Annotated in this window: 13 protein-coding genes; 8 read left to right on the top strand and 5 right to left on the bottom strand. The window is 70.4% G+C overall.

Annotation, left to right across the window (positions count from 1 at the left end):
• The first annotated feature begins 270 nt into the window (after positions 1-270).
• Positions 271-762: an ATP-binding protein gene (locus ACZ4Z2_RS21775; RefSeq protein ID WP_468078277.1), complete on the top strand. Its 492-nt coding sequence runs from the start codon at positions 271-273 to the stop codon at positions 760-762.
• A gap of 16 nt (positions 763-778) precedes the next feature.
• On the opposite strand, the gene ACZ4Z2_RS21770 is transcribed toward ACZ4Z2_RS21775, so the two are convergent.
• Positions 779-1,273 carry a hypothetical protein gene (locus ACZ4Z2_RS21770; protein WP_468078276.1) on the bottom strand — a complete coding sequence of 165 codons (495 nt, stop codon included), beginning with the start codon at positions 1,271-1,273 and terminating at the stop codon, positions 779-781.
• Positions 1,274-1,421: 148 nt separating this feature from the next.
• Between ACZ4Z2_RS21770 and ACZ4Z2_RS21765 the strand changes: the two genes are divergently transcribed.
• Positions 1,422-5,399 (top strand): nSTAND1 domain-containing NTPase, encoded by a 3,978-nt coding sequence (locus ACZ4Z2_RS21765; protein ID WP_468078275.1) that lies wholly within the window; start codon positions 1,422-1,424, stop codon positions 5,397-5,399.
• Between the two features lie 68 nt (positions 5,400-5,467).
• Here the strand turns inward: ACZ4Z2_RS21765 and ACZ4Z2_RS21760 are convergent, their stop codons facing one another.
• The 3 genes from ACZ4Z2_RS21760 to ACZ4Z2_RS21750 form a co-directional block, all read right to left on the bottom strand.
• Positions 5,468-5,863 carry a TOBE domain-containing protein gene (locus ACZ4Z2_RS21760; RefSeq protein ID WP_468078274.1) on the bottom strand — a complete coding sequence of 132 codons (396 nt, stop codon included), beginning with the start codon at positions 5,861-5,863 and terminating at the stop codon, positions 5,468-5,470.
• A 225-nt stretch (positions 5,864-6,088) separates the two neighbouring features.
• On the bottom strand, positions 6,089-6,781 hold the full coding sequence (locus tag ACZ4Z2_RS21755) for a hypothetical protein (protein WP_468078273.1): 693 nt from the start codon (positions 6,779-6,781) through the stop codon (positions 6,089-6,091).
• A 160-nt stretch (positions 6,782-6,941) separates the two neighbouring features.
• On the bottom strand, positions 6,942-7,664 hold the full coding sequence (locus ACZ4Z2_RS21750) for a dienelactone hydrolase family protein (RefSeq protein ID WP_468078272.1): 723 nt from the start codon (positions 7,662-7,664) through the stop codon (positions 6,942-6,944).
• Positions 7,665-7,923: 259 nt separating this feature from the next.
• Here ACZ4Z2_RS21750 and ACZ4Z2_RS21745 point away from each other — a divergent pair, with 259 nt between their 5' ends.
• Positions 7,924-8,862, top strand: a complete 939-nt coding sequence (locus ACZ4Z2_RS21745) for a MerR family transcriptional regulator (protein ID WP_468078271.1) — start codon at positions 7,924-7,926, stop codon at positions 8,860-8,862.
• A 58-nt stretch (positions 8,863-8,920) separates the two neighbouring features.
• Here the strand turns inward: ACZ4Z2_RS21745 and ACZ4Z2_RS21740 are convergent, their stop codons facing one another.
• On the bottom strand, positions 8,921-9,358 hold the full coding sequence (locus ACZ4Z2_RS21740) for a hypothetical protein (protein WP_003974483.1): 438 nt from the start codon (positions 9,356-9,358) through the stop codon (positions 8,921-8,923).
• Between the two features lie 1,540 nt (positions 9,359-10,898).
• Between ACZ4Z2_RS21740 and ACZ4Z2_RS21735 the strand changes: the two genes are divergently transcribed.
• From ACZ4Z2_RS21735 to ACZ4Z2_RS21715, 5 genes are all read left to right on the top strand, one after another.
• Complete coding sequence (locus tag ACZ4Z2_RS21735; protein WP_468078270.1) at positions 10,899-12,644, top strand: recombinase family protein; 1,746 nt, start codon at positions 10,899-10,901, stop codon at positions 12,642-12,644.
• Between the two features lie 408 nt (positions 12,645-13,052).
• Positions 13,053-13,472, top strand: a complete 420-nt coding sequence (locus tag ACZ4Z2_RS21730) for a hypothetical protein (protein ID WP_468078269.1) — start codon at positions 13,053-13,055, stop codon at positions 13,470-13,472.
• Between the two features lie 1,147 nt (positions 13,473-14,619).
• The gene (locus ACZ4Z2_RS21725; RefSeq protein WP_468078268.1) at positions 14,620-15,579 is read left to right on the top strand and encodes a hypothetical protein; all 960 of its coding nucleotides are present in this window, start codon (positions 14,620-14,622) and stop codon (positions 15,577-15,579) included.
• A gap of 8 nt (positions 15,580-15,587) precedes the next feature.
• Positions 15,588-15,953 carry a hypothetical protein gene (locus ACZ4Z2_RS21720; protein WP_468078267.1) on the top strand — a complete coding sequence of 122 codons (366 nt, stop codon included), beginning with the start codon at positions 15,588-15,590 and terminating at the stop codon, positions 15,951-15,953.
• Between the two features lie 6 nt (positions 15,954-15,959).
• Positions 15,960-16,208, top strand: coding sequence for a hypothetical protein (locus tag ACZ4Z2_RS21715; protein WP_468078266.1), 249 nt, complete (start codon positions 15,960-15,962; stop codon positions 16,206-16,208).
• Positions 16,209-16,902 lie beyond the last annotated feature (694 nt).

Below are 16,902 nucleotides of genomic sequence, written 5' to 3'. Positions count from 1 at the left end.
CGGCCCCGCGACCCCCGCGTCGGCCGAGGTCCGGCGACGCGCTTTCGTAGTACTTCCAGCGACCCCATTGCGGCGGTGCAAATATGCCGACTACGGTCATTCCTGCGCTCACGGAGAGTGCCCGACTGATGTACGAAGCGCAACTATTCCGCAACTCACCCCCGAGTACCGCCAGTTGAAAGCGCACCCCGGGCCGTCGACACCCGAGGAGGAGCGCGACGCGGTAGGGACCCGCCTCATCCCTTCTCGTCGCAATGGAGTTGGTCAGCCATGCCCGATACCGCCCCGAACCTCCCTGCCCTGCCGTCACCCAGGACCCCGTCCCCCACCCCCTGGGTCTCACCCGCGGCGACGACCTACACCCTGTTCTGTCCGCCCCTCGACACCTCCCCCCTGATCGCCCGCGACTTCGTCGCCACCGTGCTGCGCGCCCTCGGTCTGGACGACCTCGTCGACGCGGCCGCGCTGTGCACGTCCGAACTGGTCACGAACGCGTGTGTGCACGCCAAAGGCGGAGGATCGGTTCTGTGGCTGGCGGTGGAGAGCTGGCGGGTCCGGGTGATCGTCTACGACGGTGACGAGAGCCCCCCGGTCATGCGGGATGTGACCCCCGAGGGGTGGGAGGAGGGCGGCCGCGGTCTGTATCTCGTGGACGCCCTCACCGAGGGCCACTGGGGAACGGCCGCCGCCCTCCCCTACGGCGGCGGCCTGGTCCATCCCGACGGCAAGGCGGTCTGGTTCGACCTCGCGGCGCGCGCCTAGGACCGCTGGACGCGGATCAGCTGGAGTTGCCCATCCAGCCGGAGGTCTTGCAGCGGCTGCCGTTGCAGATCTCGACCCGCATGGCCCACAGGGGCTCCTCGCCCTGGAAGAACTTGTTCCAGACCTGGTAGCCGCCGCAGTTCCTGGTGTACTTCCGCCACGGCCCCTTCCAGGTGTACGGCTTCTGGTTCGCGTAGCTGTACTGGCGGGCGTGGATGCGCATCTTGGGCTTCTTGCCGTCCCGGCATTTGGTGTCGTTCACCGACATGCTGACATCCGCGGAGTTCGGGCCCGTGAAGGTCACGGTGGCGCTGCCGCAGGCCCCGGTGAAGCACACGTCCTCGCGTTCCCGCGCGCTCATGTCGCCGGCGGGCGCCGGCGTGGCCGCGGTGCCGGCCGGTACCGCCGTCGCGGGGGCCGCCACCGCGAGCGGGGCGCCGAGGACCGCCATCGCCGCGGTCGCGGTCATCGCGGTGCGGATGCTGAAGGGTGTACGGATGCTGAATGACATGGGCTGTCCCAGTCCTTTCGACCTGATGTCCGGTGCGGCCTCGCATCGGGCCGCTCCATGAGTCCAGCCTGGTCGGGGTTGTTCAGCAGGCCCCTTTCGCCACAACTGAACAACGTGTTAGGCGTAGTTCGTCGAGGGGGCGATGGACATGGGGCGTCGTGAAACACCCGTGGATCCGAACGCGGGACCGGTGCAGAGCTTTGCGTACGACTTGCGGAAACTGCGGCGGGAGGCCGGCGGCATCACCTACCGGGAGATGGCCCGCCGGGCCCACTACTCGGTGACCGCGCTCTCCCAGGCCGCCGCCGGCGACCAACTCCCCTCCCTCGCCGTCACCCTGGCGTACGTACGGGTCTGCGGCGGCGACCCCGAGGAGTGGGAGCGGCGCTGGAAGAGCGTCAGCGAGGAGGCGGAGGCGCTACGGCCGCCGGACGACCCGGCGCGCTCGCCGTACCAAGGGCTCGCGCGGTTCGAACCGGACGACCACGACCGGTTCTTCGGGCGCGACGAACTGGCGGGCCGATTACGGACGTTGGTCTCAGGCCGCCGGTTCACCGCGGTCTTCGGACCGTCGGGAAGCGGAAAGTCGTCCCTGCTGAGGGCGGGGCTGATACCGGGGCTGACACAGGGGCCGTCAACCGGGCTCCGGGGGAGCGGCGCCGGCGGCCTCATGGTGGCGGGCGTACGGATCCTCACACCGGGGGCGCACCCGTGGCGGACGCACGCGGAGGCGTTGGGCGTACCGGGTGTGCCGGGCTCACCGGGCCCGTTGGGGGCGGCGGGAGAGGGAGCGGCGGGAGACGGGGCGGGCGCGGGGGCGCGCGGGCGCGCTGGGGACGTCGTGGTCGTCGTGGACCAGTTCGAGGAGGTCTTCACCCTCTGCCAGGACCCGGCAGAACGCGCCGAGTTCATCGAACGGCTGCTCGCCGCGCGGGAGCCGGACAACCGGCTGCGGGTCGTGATCGCCGTACGGGCCGACTTCTACGGACGGTGCGCCGAACACCGCGGTCTGGCCGCGGCCCTGTCGGAGTCGGGGCTGCTGGTGGGGCCGATGGGGGCGGCGGAGCTGCGGTCGGCGGTGGTCGGACCGGCGCAGACCGCCGGGCTGATCGTCGAACGGGAACTGACCGCGCGGCTCGTCGCCGAGGTGGAGGGCGAGCCGGGCGGACTGCCGCTGCTGTCGCACGTCCTGCACGAGACCTGGCGGCGCCGCCGGGGCCGGGCGCTCACCGTCGAGGCGTACGAGGCCGCGGGCGGTCTGCACGGGGCGATCGCCCAGACCGCCGAGGAGGTGTACGGCGGCCTCTCCTCCGGCCAGGCAGCACTGGCCCGCTCCCTCCTGCTGCGTCTGATCACCCCGGGGGACGGCTCCCAGGACACCCGCCGACCCGTCGCCCGGGCGGAGCTGGACCTGCTGGGCAACCACGGGCCGCCCGAAGGCGACGCGGAGCCTTCCGCCGGCCGGTCCGACGGCCCCCGTGCCGCCGCGGCCGACGTGGATCTCGTACTGGAGCGACTGGCTCGGGCGCGGCTCGTCACGCTCGGCGAGGGCACCGTCGATCTGGCGCACGAGGCGCTGATCACGGCGTGGCCCCGGCTGCGGTCCTGGATCGAGGAGGACCGGGAGCGGCTCCGGTTCCACCGGCGGCTGACCGAGGCCGCGCAGGGCTGGGACGACCTGGGGCGTGATCCCGGCGCGCTGTACCGGGGGACCCGGCTCGACACCGCCGTCGAACTGTTCGACGAGCCGGGACGGCGGGCCGCGCTCACCCCCCTGGAGGCCGCTTTCCTGGCGGCGGGGCGTACGGCCCGTACCCGGGAGCGCCGGCGCCGCCGGGTGCTGGCCGGCGGTCTCGCGGTCCTGGTGGTGCTCGCGCTCGTCGCGGGCGTCGCCGCCTGGCAGCAGGGGCGTACCAGCGAGCGGCGCCACGCGGAGGCCGAGGCGCGGCGGATCGCGGCGGTCGCGGAGAGCCTGCGGTACTCCGACCCGGTACGCGCGATGCGGCTCGGCGTCGCGGCCTGGCGGTTGGCCCGGACGACGGAGACCCGCTCGGCGCTGCTGGGGTCGGTCACACAGCGGGAGGAGGACACCTTCGCGGTGCCCGGCGCCGAGACCGCGTCCCTGGACACCAGCCTGACCACCGGGCGGCATCTCGTCGCGGGCGGCCGGACCCTGGTGTCGGTGGCACCGGACCGGATCACGACGTGGGACGTGCGCACCCATCGCCGTACGCACACGGCACCGGGTCTGGGGCGGCTGAACGACACCGGGACGGTCACCGTCGCGCCGGACGGCCGCCGGCTGGCGGTGGCGACGTACGACGGGGTCGCCCTGTGGGACGTCCGGGCCGGGCGGGTCACGGCGACGCTGCCCACCGGCCCCGCGGAGACGGCCCTGTTCGGGCCCGGCGGACGCACGCTCCTCGTGGACCCCGGGGCCGCGCGGGACGAGGCGGACGGGCCGGGGACCGCTCAGGTGTGGGACCTGCGGAACCGGCGGGCCCTGCTGCGGGTGCCCGTGAAGTCCGGCGAGACGCTGGAGACGGCGATCAGCGGGGACGGCCGGTGGCTGGCGCTCTGCTCGGACCGGCGGCCGGTGGAGGTCTGGGACGTCAGGGGCGCGGGGAAGGCCGCCGTGCCCTGGCCGGCCGGGTCGGCCCGCCGCACCTGCGGCACCGGCCAGGAGCAGCTCGCCTTCGCCCCGGACGGCCGGACCCTCGCGATGCTCTCCGAGTCCGGGATGCGGAGGGTGGACTTCCGTACCGGGAAGGGGTCGCCGAAGGTCGAGGAACGGGAGCTCGTCGCGTTCCGGTTCTCGGCGGACGGCCGGTTCGTCGCCGCGATCGGCGCCCGGGGGCTCCTGCTGTGGCGGCTGGCGGACCCCGCCGAGCCGGTGTTCAAGCAGGCGTTGCCCGCCGGGGCGGCGGGGATCCCCGAGTTCCAGCTCGACCCCCGCACCCGTGTCGCGCGCTATCTCAACGCGCCGGCGACCGTCGTCCGGACCCTGAGCCTCGGCCCGGCGGCCACGGCCCGCTGGACCCGGCACCCGCTCGACGAGGCCCGGCTCTCCCCGGACGGCAGAACCCTGGCCGTCCTGCGGTACACGGGCCCCGAGGCGGGCTTCCGCCTCCTGGACACCCGGACGGGCCGCGTACGCCACGAGCCGCGGGAGAAACCGTGCCCGGAGTACGGGGACCTGGGCGGCCTGGACAGCCCGGATGGCCCGGACAGCACGGATGACAGGGGCGACCTGGATGACATGGACGACCTGGATGACATGGACGACCCGGATGACGCGGACGACATGGGTGACCTGGCGCTGTGCGTCGACCTCATGGCGTTCAGCGGGGACGGCAGGTTCTTCGCCCACGGGCGGGGCTGGTCCGCCTCGACACCGGGGCCCGGTACCCGGCAGCGGGTCACCGTCCGGGACGTGCGGAACGGGCGGGCACACGCGGTCGTCGACCTGCCCGCAGGCGAGTCGGAGGCCGTGCAGAGCATCGCGCTCAGCCACGACGGCAGGCTGATGACGACGTTCCGGACCGCCCTGGGCGACGCCGTCGACGTGTGGGACGTACGCACCGGACGGCGGGTGAAGAAGCTGCGTCGCGACGGCGGCGCGGCCGGGCAGCTGATCGCCGGGGGCGGCGGGTTCGGGCTCCTGGGCCAGCGGCCCGAGCTGAGCCCGGACGCGGGCATCGCCGTGGCCCCGGACGGGGTGGTCGCCGACCTCTCCACCGGCACGGTCGGCCGGCGCTCGCTCGGCAACGACCTGGCCATGGCGCTGGCGTTCAGCCCGGACGGCGACCGGCTGGCCGTGGGCGACGCCTCCGGCCGGGTCACGCTCTGGGACGGGACGGTCGGCGAACGGCTCGGCCAGCTGCCCGGCACCCGCCTCACCGCGTACGACGGCAGCGCCCTCACCGACGACATGATCGCCGCGCTCGCCTTCTCCGCCGACGGCCGCACCCTCGCGGTCGGCGGCGCCTCGGGAAGCGTCCAGCTCTGGGACATCCCCTCCAACCGCCCGCTCGGCTCCGCCCTCCTCACACCCGGTGGCACGCTCCGCGCCCTCGCCTTCGGCCGGACGTACCTGCCGGACCTGCCGTACCGGGAGACGTGCTGAGGCGACGCGTCCTGGGTGCTGTCAGGGGGTGCTGTCGGGAGTGGGCCGGTGGTGGGGGAGCCCTTGGCTCAGGCGCGGTCGATGTGGACGTTGGTGGACTTCACGCGGGCGGTGGCCTCCATGCCGACCTCCAGGCCGAGCTCCTCGACGGCCTCCCGCGTCAGGAGGGAGACCAGACGGTGGGGCCCGGCCTGGATCTCCACCTGCGCGGCCACATCACCGAGCTTGACGGCGGTGACGATGCCGGGGAACGCGTTGCGGGCGGAGGTGTAGGGCGCGTCGTCCTCGGCGGCGGCGTCCGCGGCCAGTTCCACGGAGAACGCCGCGAGGTCCCGGCCGTCGATGAGCCGGCGCCCGCTGTCGTCGCGCCGGGTCGCCACCCGGCCCGCGTCCGCCCACCGCCGAGCGGTGTCCGGACTCACCCCGAGCAACCGCGCGGCCTGACCGATCGTGTAGGACTGCATGAGGTCAAGATAGGCGCCGAGGTCAAGATGGGCGCCGGGGGCAAGATGGACGCCGGTCGGAGCACGCGCTCATGCCCCGCCGCCGGCCCGTGGACGACGGCCCGCGACCGCCGGTAGGAGGACCACCGGATCGGCGGCCCGGCCGCGCGGAGTGCCACCGCCTCGTCGAAGGGGTGGGCGGCCGGCCGGGGTGGTCCGACCCCGGCCGGCCGCTGTTCCCTCCCGTCAGCCCTGGTCGGTGAGTTGGGCGCGGAAGCCGGGAGCGGTGCGGAGGATGTGCTGCTTCTTGTAGACGGGCTTGCCGAAGGACTTCACCTGCGGGATCGCGACCCAGAGGGTCTGCGCGCCGGAGCCCTTGACGACGACGCGGGGGTTGTCCTTGATGGCGATGGCCGCGTTGACGTTGGTGACCCTGGCCTTGCCGGTGATCTTCTTCGGCCCCTCGCCGGCGGTCGGGTAGCTGATGGTGAGCGTCTCGCTGGTGACCGGGATACGGAAGATCTCCTGGGTCACGGTGAAGCTGACCGTGGTCGTCCGGCTCTTGTCCTTGGCGACCTGGGAGGTGGCCGTGGTGACGAACCGGACCTCGTTGTTGTACGGGTCGGTGATGGTGACCGGCTTGCCGATGGGGGCCGCCACCTTGCCGAGGAGCGCCTTGTGGATCCGGCGGTCCTGGAGGTCCTTCACGAAGACGGTCTGCTGCCCCCGGCTGAGCGCCAGGAACCTCTTGAGCGCCTTCCTCGCCTCGGGCGTGGACTGGGCCTTGAGGTACTTCGTGTACCCGGCGACGGTCAGCCGCGGCGCCACAGGGTCGGCCGGCCCCCGCTCCACGGCCTGCGCGGCGGGCGCGAGCACGGCGAGACCGGCCACCGTGGCGACGGCGGCGGACGTCAGACGACCTGCGGCGGAAGTGAACATGTGGGGCTCCCCGTGACACGTGGACAATGACCATGACTGCGTCAACGACCCTACGAACCCGGGAACTTGGCCGAAATTGTCTCTCCAGTCACCACCCGAATGGGCACCTCCCGAAAGGCCGACCCGGAGGTGCGGAACCCGGGGGCGGGCTGGCCCGGTGTCACCTCAGGTGCCGGCCGAAGAAGCGGTTCCCGTCGTCCAGTTCGAACCACGGGGTGCCGGTGTGGCCGCCCAGGTTGGCGTGCAGCGTCTTCTCCCGGGAGCCGAAGGCGTCGAACAGGTCCAGGGCCCGCTGCCGGGGGTTGCCCTCGTCGTCCCACTGCAGAAGGAGCAGCAGCGGAACGGTGACCCGCCGGGCCTCCTCGCGCTGGGCGCGGGGCACGAAACCCCCGGCGAAGCAGCAGGCCGCCGCGATGCGCGGCTCGGTCACCGCCAGCCGGATGCCGAGGGCCGTCCACCCCGAGTACCCGACCGGGCCGCCGAGCTCGGGCAGCGCGAGGAGGGCGTCCAGGGTGGTCCGCCACTCCGGGACCGCCTTCTCGACCAGCGGGCCGACGAGGGACTCGAAGATCTCGTCGACCGGCTCGCCGGCCCCCATCGCCCGCCGGAGATCGGCGCGGGCCTGCTCGTCGGCGGCGGAACGGGGCCGGTCACCGCACCCGGCGGCGTCGATGGTGGCCACGGCGTGGCCGTACGCGGCGGATTTCCGTGCCCGGGCCACCAGCCGGGCGTCGCTCTTGGGCAGGCCGTTGTTGTGGGCCGTCAGAATCAGCGGGACCGGCGCGGCGGACTCGGGCGTCCACAGGGTGCCGGGGATGTCGCCGAGGATGAACTCGCGTTCGAGGACACCGTCGTCGAGGCGCAGTTCGGAAGTGAATCGCATGGTCGTGCCTTTCGGGAGTGCGCGAGAACGGCGCTCCCGGACGACCTACCGCCCGACCGTGACCCCAGAGGGGAGCACCCATGTCGATACAACGTTCACGGGTACCACCTCCTCGTCCTCTCGCACGGCCTCGGCGAAGGTAACAGGGGCCTCCGCACGCGGCCAAAGGGTTTTCGCCGCACGTGGTGGGTGGACGAGGGGGCTGTCCGTCCGCGAAGGGACTTGAGTCTCCAGTAGGGGGAGACACGAGGGTGGGGGCATGAACGGCGACACGCTCTACTCGATCGGCGAACTGGCTAGACGGACCGGTCTCCCGGTCAAGACCATCCGGTTCTACTCCGATCGCGGAATCGTGGCGCCGACGGACCGCAGCCCGGCCGGCTACCGCCTCTACGGCATCGACGCCGTCGCACGCCTGGACCTCGTACGCACCCTGCGCGAGCTGGGACTGGACCTTCCCACGATCCGCAAGGTCGTGGACCGCGAGCTCTCGCTTCCCGAGGTCGCCGCGGCGCACGCCGAAGCACTGGCAGTGCAGATCCGCGTCCTGCGCCTGCGGCGCGCGGTGCTGATGGCGGTGGCCGAGCGCGGGTCGACACCTGAGGAGACGGAACTCATGCACCGGTTGGCCCAGCTTTCCGAGGACGAACGCCGACGTCTGATCGGGGAGTTCCTCGACGCCGTCTTCGGCGGTCTTGACGCCGCCCCCGCGTTCGCGGGGGCCATCCGCTCCTTGACCCCCGAGTTGCCCGACAACGCGGAGGCGGAACAGGTCCGGGCGTGGGTGGAGTTGGCCGGGATGTCCATGGACCCGGGTTTCCGCGCCGTCGTGCGGCGGATGGTCGAGGACGAGGCGGCCGAGCAGACCCGAAGCGGTATGACGGGCCCGCGCCGCGGCATCGCCGCAGTCGTCCGTGACCAGGTCGCCGCGGCCCTGACCGCCGGCATCGACCCGGCCTCGCCCCAGGCCGATCCGATCGTCGCGGCGTTCACGGCGCACTGCGCGCACCTCCTCGGCCGCCCGGACGACGCTGAGCTTCGTCGCCGGCTGGCGACCCGGCTGGAGAGCGCGAGTGACCCCCGCTGGGAGCGGTACCTCCACCTGCTCGCAGTGGTCAACGACTGGCCGGCCCCGGAGAGTCCGGCTCCAGCCCTCGAGTGGTCCGTCCAGGCTCTGCGCGCCCGGACACAGCAGTGACGGGGCGTGAAAAGGGCGAGGTCCCAAGACCTCGCCCGGTATCAGGGGAAACTTCGGCTCAGGGCCACACAAGGCAGTACGGCTGGTGCCCCGCCTCGTGCAGGCGGTGGCTGAAGTCCTGCCATTCGTGGAGCAGTTGGTAGACGTTGAACGCGTCGCGGGGGCCGCCTCGGTCCGGGACCGTGGACCAGATGAACGCCGCCGCGCCGACCGCTTCCTCGCCGATGCCGCGCAGCGGGTCCACGACCGTCATCGGCAGCTTCACGACCGCGTAGTCGGGGTGCAGGACGACCAGTTCCAGGGGCGGGACCTTGTGCAGGGGGACGCCCTCGATGCCGGTCAGCACCATCGCGGCCATCGTCTCCGGCTTGATCTTGGTGAACATGCCGTTCATGCCCAGCTCGTCGCCGCCGAGTTCCTCGGGGCGCATCGAGATCGGGACACGGGCCGCGGTCGCGCCGTCGGGCGCGCCGAAGTATTTGTACGTCACCCCCACCCGACCACCATTCCTGCTCCCGGCCGTGTGGAGCCGGTTGACCACCTGGTCGAGGCGGTCCGCACGGCGCCTGCGCGCCGCACGGCTCTCACGGTCGACGGCGTCAGGCCGGTCCGTCTGGCCCGTCTGATCCATTCCGTCACGGTTGACACGATCCACATGCTCGGCGCGATCCATACGGTCCATACCCTCCATACGGCTGCGCCGCCCTTTCCGCTCAGGGCCGCCGCCCTGGATCGGGTCGGCACCACCGCGCCCGAGTCGGTCGGAACCGCCCTCCGGCTGGTCAGGACCGCTCTCGGCACGGTCGGAATCGCCCTGGGCGCGGTCGGATCCGCTGTGCGCGGTACGCCTGCGGCGTGAGAACCGCGAACCCTCCTGCGGAGCGTTCGCGCCGTCCCGTCCGGGCAGGCCGACGGACCCGTCGGCCGGGGTCGCCCTGTCCTGGGTCTCGTAGGTGCCGTGCGCACCCTGCGGACCGTACACGCCCTGCGGGCCGGGCGGAGCGTACGGGGGCTGTGACCCCGGCGACCCCTGCGGCACCGACGGCGAGGAGGGCGACTGCGGTGACTGAGGGGGGTGAGGAGAGTGAGGTGGCATGGGGGACGCGGGCGGCTGGGGCGACTGGGGGGTGCCACCCAGCGGGGGCTGCGGCGGAGGGCCCGACGGCGTCGGCGGCTGTGCGCCCGACGGCGGCTGCGCGCCTTCCGAGCCCCGTGCTCCCTGCGACCCTTGTCCGCCTCGCAACCTCCGGGCGGCCAGCTCGCCCAGGGAACCGAGCGGACCCAGACCTCGCAAAGGTCCCGTCGGTCCGGTCAGGCCCCTCGGTCCGGTGGAACCGCCCGGACCACTCGGGCCGTCCTGAGCACCGGGTCCGATCACACCGCCGGGACCGCCCGCCGGCGTATCCGGGCCGGTCGAGCCGAGTGGGTCACCCGGGCCGAGTGGCCCAGCCGCACCAGCCGCACCAGCCGCACCAGCCGCACCAGCCGCGTCGGCCGACGTGCTCGCACCGGTCGCGCCGCTCGGCCCGCCCGATCCACCTGGTCCGCCCGGTCCGCTCAGCCCGTTCGATCCGCCCGGCGTACCCAGTCCACTCAGGCCGCTCGATCCGCCCAGGCCGCTCGATCCGCCAGGCCCGCCGGATCCGGTCAGTCCGCCCGTGCCGCCCGACGTGGTGCTCGGCGGTGTCGAGGCCGATCCGGGCGTGCCCGAGATGCCTCGTTCCTGTCGTGGGGTCTCCGCGGTCTCCTCCGCCTCGCGCCGGTGCCTTCCCCGCCGGGCACGACGAGGACCGAGGTCACCGGTCCCCTCGCCCAGTCCGCCACCGCGATGCATATCTCCACCCGAACGCATTTCTGGGCCACGTGATCCCCGCCGCGCAACCCGATCATCGTGTCAGTGACCTCCCCCGCGACCGCTCGCCGAAACGTGCGCGCAAACACCAGTCGGCAGGATCTTCGGAGCCTCTGACACCATGGCCTGTGTGAGCTATCCGTACGAAGCCCCAGCTTCATGCACTTAGGGTACCTTGGTCCATGTGAACCCAACTACAAAGGCGGGGGCCTGGGCCCCGGAGCACGTCGCTACCGTGCTCCGGGTAGCGGCAGGATATACCCGCCAGTCGAAAGCCAAAGCGGACAAGTCGGAAGCCAGTCCGCAAACGCAGGACGAGGCGACGGAGCGAAAGGCGCGAGAGCGAGGCTGCTCGTTCAAGGGTCATTATCGAGACATTGGGGTGTCCGGATACGACCCTAACGCGAAGCGGAAAGCGTTCGAGCGGCTGCTTAACGACTGTCGTGACGGACAGGTCCACGAGATCATCGTCTTCAACGTCACACGGTTCTCACGCAGGGAACCGAAGGACGCTATCCCGATCGTCCTCGAACTCTTCTCCCTCGGCGTAACCATCACGTCGGTGTCAGAGGGCTCTTTCTCGCCCGACAACACCATGGAACTGATCATGCTGATTATGCGGCTCGATGCGGCGCATCAAGACAGCAAGAACAAAAGCCAGACGATCTCCGGCGTAAAGAAGACTGCGAAAGATCTGGGGGGCTGGACTGGAGGTGCGGTCCCATACGGGCTTGAGTCCTATCCGCTCGTCGTGACCCACGAAGTCGACGGAAAGCCCCGGACCGTCACCATTCGCCGTCTCCGGCCGGCTTCTGTCAAGGAAGACGGAACCGATCAAGCGGGCGAAGTGCTGAAGATGGTGGACCGCATCTTCGAGTACAAAGACAAGCCGTGGACGGGAAAGCAGAATGCCCACCCGGCGTCAGTGGGTGCCATCGTCACGTGGCTCAATAGCCGTCAGGTGGTCACGCAGAACGGCGGACTGTGGCGCGAGCGGACCGTGAAACGGCTCCTGACCGATCCTCGCCTTGCGGGAATGGCCGCTGAACCCGTGTACGCCCGCGACAGGGAGGGGAACCAGACCCGAAACGTCAGCGGATACCGCATCCTCCGCGACGAGAACGAGGAACCGATCGTTGTGGGCGAGGAGCTGATTCCTCGTGGGAAGTTCTTCGAGCTTCAGGACTGGCTCGCGGGACGGGGTAGGGGCAGCAAGGGCGGCACTCCCAGTAAGTACGTCCTGACGGCCCTTGGGCGCTTCTTCTGCGAGTGCGGGCGTCCCATGACGGGGTCGGCCGACGTCTACAAGTGCAGCCGCCCTTCTGGCGTCGTCGAGCCCGGCAAACACGAGGGCGGATGCACGATTCAACAGCGCGACGTGGACACCTACGTCGCAGCGCGCATCATGGCCGTCATTGGAAATGCCGACGAGGACGACCCCGAGACAATGGACACCATCGTCGAGGCCATGGCCAGGCTCGCGCGGCTGACGGAGAATCCCGAAGCGCGAAGCGCCCGCGCTGCACTGCTGGGTGAACGCGCTCAGGTGGTGCGGTCCGTCGAGCAGCTATACAGCGACCTGAAGATTGGGATCTATGACGGAGAGATCGGGCGCCGTCAGTTCCTGGCCGACAAGCAGTCTCTCGAAGCGCGTCTGAAGGGGCTCGACGAGAAGATCAGGGAAGTCGGCACCCCGGACCTTCCGCCGTTGCCCATTGAGCAGTGGAGCGCGTCTGAAGACGGAGACCCCGTCGGGCCGACGTCGTGGTGGGCGAAGGCGGACGTGGAGGACAAGCGGATGCTCGTAGAACTCTTCGTTGACCGGATTGAGGTCGCCAAGGCTGGAGGTCGCGGAGGGTTCTCGCCCGCCTGCAAGGTCGAGGACCGCGTAAAGGTGGTCATGGCGTCAGCACGGGTCAGCGACGAGTAGACGCAGCGCAGAGCCCCCGTCGGACGTACCGGCGGGGGCTCTTGTCATGTCTGGGGTGGTTTGCTCCACGGGCCGGCTGGTGGCCTCTCAGGAAGCTTGGCGCCTGGCCGACGGCAGTAGTACGCCACGAAGCGCCGCAGGACGTCTGAACGGTCGGTGTCGTCGGGAACGGCGTCACCGAACGCTTGCCACAGCTCCGCGTCGATACGGAACCGGCTGACTGGTGTCTTCGGTTGATTGGGCATGGGAGAACCGTAGCAGAGGTGTGGCCACACCGAGAGGGTTGCGGTGTGGCCACACCCATGCCTAAGGTGTAGCCACACCCCGACGCAAGCAAGGCAAAGGGCCCGCGAGATCTTGGCGGATGCACGGCGGGCCCTTCGCTCTTCCATTACTGGAGGTCTCATCGTGGCACTCGAAACGTCTGGCGTCATCTTGGTCGTCGGTGACACGTCGTCGGCGGAGGCTCTGGCCAACCTCACCGCGCTCGCCCACGACGTCGCCGACCGCCTTCAGCTCCCCGCGGAGATCGCCGTCGGCATGACGTACGACGTCACCTCGTATGAGGGCGTCGTCCTGTCGGACAGCTACCTCGACAGCGTCCCGAGCGTCGTTCTCGGTACGGAGGCTCTGGAGGCGGATATGTTCACGATCCCCGAGAGCATGCTCCGTCAGTTCCCCATCGACGCTCGGTGCGGGCACTGCTTCACCGACGGGGACGCGGCCCCGGTCCTCGTCGGCCGGACGTGGACGACGTCCGTGTGCCGCCCCTGCGTCGAGGGTGCCCGTTGTGCGACGGCTCCTCTCGCTCTCCCGGTCGCTGCGTAGCTAACGCTGAGTGACGGATGGCCCGATTCTGGCTTCGGCCGGGAGCGGGCCTCCGCGCGTTCCAGGGGCGCCGTCGATGTCGGCCGCAGGGGAGGGGCTTCGAGTGGTCGTCACGCAGTGTACACCAATCCGGCCTCTTCGTCGCTCTGCGTATACTTCCAGGCCGTTTCGCGGTCCAAAGTGCCGAACTAACCCCTAACTTCAACTCTCTCTAATACGCGTTAAGAGAGAAGTGAAAATGGGAGTTGGTTTGGCACTTTTGGCATCCACTCTGCCTGGGGACGTCGACAGCCTCCCTTGACGGAGGGCGACGGACGATGCGGGGAGGAGGAGGCTCAGCAAGGCGCCCGAGCGCCCGCCTGAGCGACTTTCAAGCGTCCCGCGCCCCGAGGCGCCGCTACGGCCCTTGGGCGGCCCTGAGGGGCGCGCAGGGCCGTCCGGGGGCATGTAGCCCACTGTCACGCACGGTCACCAAACCTGAGGTCGCGACGGTTTATCTCGGTATGTGGTCATTTGGTATCGGTTAGATAACGAGTCACCGGCTAGATGTCCGAGTTGAGACGTATGGCATGGTACGTCGTCGACAGTGCGCCCCATAACCAATGTGCGGGGGCTCCTCCGCACACGCGTCGCCCACCCTCTCGGGGCGTCGCTAGGTCCGGCGACGTTGTAGCCATCCGTGTTGAGCGAGCGCTCTCTCCTCCGCGGGCTCCACGGCCGACGCTCCGTCGCCGGACCTCAAAATTGATCACGTTTCGCGCTGCCTGCGGGTGGCGCTTTTCTTTTTCCCCTTCATTCGCCAGACGGACAGAACGGAGGACGCCATGTCGACGTGTGACGTCCCGATACCCCCGCGAGAGCGGCCATGCCCAAGCTGCGGACGGCAGCTTCCCCGGACCGTCGACCACTACCACCGTGACGCACTTGGCCGGCAGGGGCTGAAGCGGCGGTGCCGCGACTGCATGAACGCCGCGGAACGGCGCCGGTACGCGGACTCAGCCGACGCCATTCGCGCTCGTGTCCGTCAGAGGAGAGCGGATCGCGCGGAGTTGCTCAAGAACTCCCCGCAATGGCAGCCAACGCAGAGCCATCAGGCGACTGACCAACACGGGTCAGTCGCCTGTGTCGTTTCAAGAGAGGTTCACCCATGACCAACCCTGAACTCACGGAAGCTCTGGCGACCGTGCCCGAAATCGAGCGCACGGAGCGGCTCCTCGACGAGGCGAAGAAGCGCCTTCGCGAGCATCCGCACGGCAACTCGCCCGACGTCGCGCAGAACGACGTCATCAACGCTGCTGTGTCCGCTTTCCACGCTGACGGATCCTGGCCGACGGATCTCGGCAAGCGCGCTGCGAAGGCGCACACGACCGCCCTGGAGTGGGAGGCGGAGCGACTCGCCAGGAAGCGTGCCGTCGAGTCGACGGAGCTTCTCGCCTACGACACACGGCAGGCGCTTGCCTCTGACGCGCTGGAGCACCTTGGCGTTCGTCTCGCGGAGGTGCTGAGCGACGCCAGGGAGGCCGCGGGGATCCTCGGTGACGTCCGGTCGCCAGGCGACGCCATCAAGGCCGGAGGCGCCGTCGTGGAGGCGTGGGGACGCCTTCAGAGTCTCGTGGTCGACCTGACCAACATCCGCGCGGCTCAGTGGAGTCTTCTCGACCCCGGCCCGCGCCCTGGCTCCATGGTCGGTGACGACGACACCGACGAGCGGCGAAACCTCCGCGAGTGGAGGCGCCAGGGATACGGCGAAGTACGCGGACGTCTGGACGACATCCCCGCCCACGTGCAGGACGCCACACGGTCCGGCAGGTACTCCGAGACGGTTCTCCTGTGGCTTGCAGGCGCCGAAGCGGCCTACGTCCCCACGTCGTTCGACGATCTCCGGGACGACGCCAACGCCGCGGATCTCATCGACGCGTTCGCGGGCGCTGACGGTCCGCTCGTCGACTACTCCCCGAGCGTCCGTCCGCTGCGAGAGCCCCGTCCGGCGCAGGTCTACACGCACTCCAGCACGCCCCACCTGGACCACTCACAGCCGACGCCGGCGAAACCGAAGGCGACTGCCGTTCACCCGGACCGCGAGCCGTCGACCACCGACTACTTCTAGGAGCAACCATGGAACTCACCCCGGAGCAGGAGCGCGACAACGCTCTTGCTGAACTGGCCCGACTCCGCGCAGGACTCGCCGTCGGTTTGACTGCGGAGCAGTGCGCGCGGCTCCAGGGCAGCACCGACGAGGAGCTGACGGCCGACGCGGAGGCGTTCGCGACTGAACTCGGCATCGGGACGGCTCCGCCCCTCAACGCCCGCTCTGGCGGCGCCATGGGCCCCGACGTCGGCACTGGCGCCGGGACCGTGAGCCGGGGCGCCGAGCGCTACAGGCAGACGCACCCGCAGCGAGCGCCGTTCCAGCCGCCAACCGAGGAACAGCAGCGACGGAACCCCTTCGCTGTGCGCACGTACGAGATGAACGGACGGTAAGAACCGATGGCTACGACGATCCTCTTCGACGAGTACACCTCCGCGATCCGCGACCACGCCATGACCTTGAACGGTCAGACGGTGACGGTGGAACTCGTCGGAGGAAAGACGCTCACCGGCACGTTGGCGTACACGTCAGCGCCGAGTACCCACCTCGTGGGTGGCATCGTCTGGCCGACGCTGCTCACGGTCACCGTGTCGACCAAGGTCCACAAGATCAGACTCGACCACGTGTCGAGCCTGGGCCAGGGATAAGCCTCCGGGCTCCGTCGAACGACTCACGGAGCCCGTTAACGAAGGGAGGCACCATGGTTGCCCCAGGGCCACGAAGAGACCCCACACGGCCCTACAGCCGCACGCACAGGGAAGGCGGGAAGCAACCCCGCGCCGGTCTCATCGTCCTCCCGCTGTCAGGCTGCGACTTGCCCGTGCCCGACATGCCTGCGGGACGCGTGTGGAGCGACGCTGAGCGGACCATGTGGAGTGAGCTTTGGCAGTCGCCTCAAGCCACGCAGTGGTACGACGCTTACGTGCCACTCGTCGCGGTGTACGTCCAGATCGTGTGTCAGTCCCTCAGTGGCAAGGCAACGGCAGGGCTGGCACAGGAAGCACGGCACCTTGCCGACCACTTGGGTCTGAGCCCTGCGGGACTCCGCACGCTGGGATGGCAGATGGAGCCCGTCGACACGCGCACGGGTGAGCTGCACGCGCTGCCCGGTGGGGCAGCGTGAGCGCACGCACCGACGCCATGCTTGCCCGACGAGCGGCAGCACGGACGCCCGACGAGGGCGGACCGTCGTGCCCGCGGGAGTTGCGCACGCCTTGCGTCGTCTGGGATTGGCTCGACGTGGACGAGACGAGCGACGTCGAGCGCAGCGGGATGAACTCAGCGCTTGTCATCCGTGCTTGGCGACGTTGGCAGGCAGCGCGACGAGAGTACGCCGCGCGC

The organism is Streptomyces sp. NPDC030183 (assembly GCF_055573455.1).
This window is presented reverse-complemented; position numbering and strand designations above follow the sequence as displayed.

What these genes read in the sequence shown, in the direction of transcription:
- ACZ4Z2_RS21775 (WP_468078277.1), top strand. Translation starts at nt 271, where the DNA reads ATGCCCGATACCGCCCCGAACCTCCCTGCCCTGCCGTCACCCAGGACC.
- ACZ4Z2_RS21770 (WP_468078276.1), bottom strand. Translation starts at nt 1,273, where the DNA reads ATGTCATTCAGCATCCGTACACCCTTCAGCATCCGCACCGCGATGACC.
- ACZ4Z2_RS21765 (WP_468078275.1), top strand. Translation starts at nt 1,422, where the DNA reads ATGGGGCGTCGTGAAACACCCGTGGATCCGAACGCGGGACCGGTGCAG.
- ACZ4Z2_RS21760 (WP_468078274.1), bottom strand. Translation starts at nt 5,863, where the DNA reads ATGCAGTCCTACACGATCGGTCAGGCCGCGCGGTTGCTCGGGGTGAGT.
- ACZ4Z2_RS21755 (WP_468078273.1), bottom strand. Translation starts at nt 6,781, where the DNA reads ATGTTCACTTCCGCCGCAGGTCGTCTGACGTCCGCCGCCGTCGCCACG.
- ACZ4Z2_RS21750 (WP_468078272.1), bottom strand. Translation starts at nt 7,664, where the DNA reads ATGCGATTCACTTCCGAACTGCGCCTCGACGACGGTGTCCTCGAACGC.
- ACZ4Z2_RS21745 (WP_468078271.1), top strand. Translation starts at nt 7,924, where the DNA reads ATGAACGGCGACACGCTCTACTCGATCGGCGAACTGGCTAGACGGACC.
- ACZ4Z2_RS21725 (WP_468078268.1), top strand. Translation starts at nt 14,620, where the DNA reads ATGACCAACCCTGAACTCACGGAAGCTCTGGCGACCGTGCCCGAAATC.
- ACZ4Z2_RS21720 (WP_468078267.1), top strand. Translation starts at nt 15,588, where the DNA reads ATGGAACTCACCCCGGAGCAGGAGCGCGACAACGCTCTTGCTGAACTG.
- ACZ4Z2_RS21715 (WP_468078266.1), top strand. Translation starts at nt 15,960, where the DNA reads ATGGCTACGACGATCCTCTTCGACGAGTACACCTCCGCGATCCGCGAC.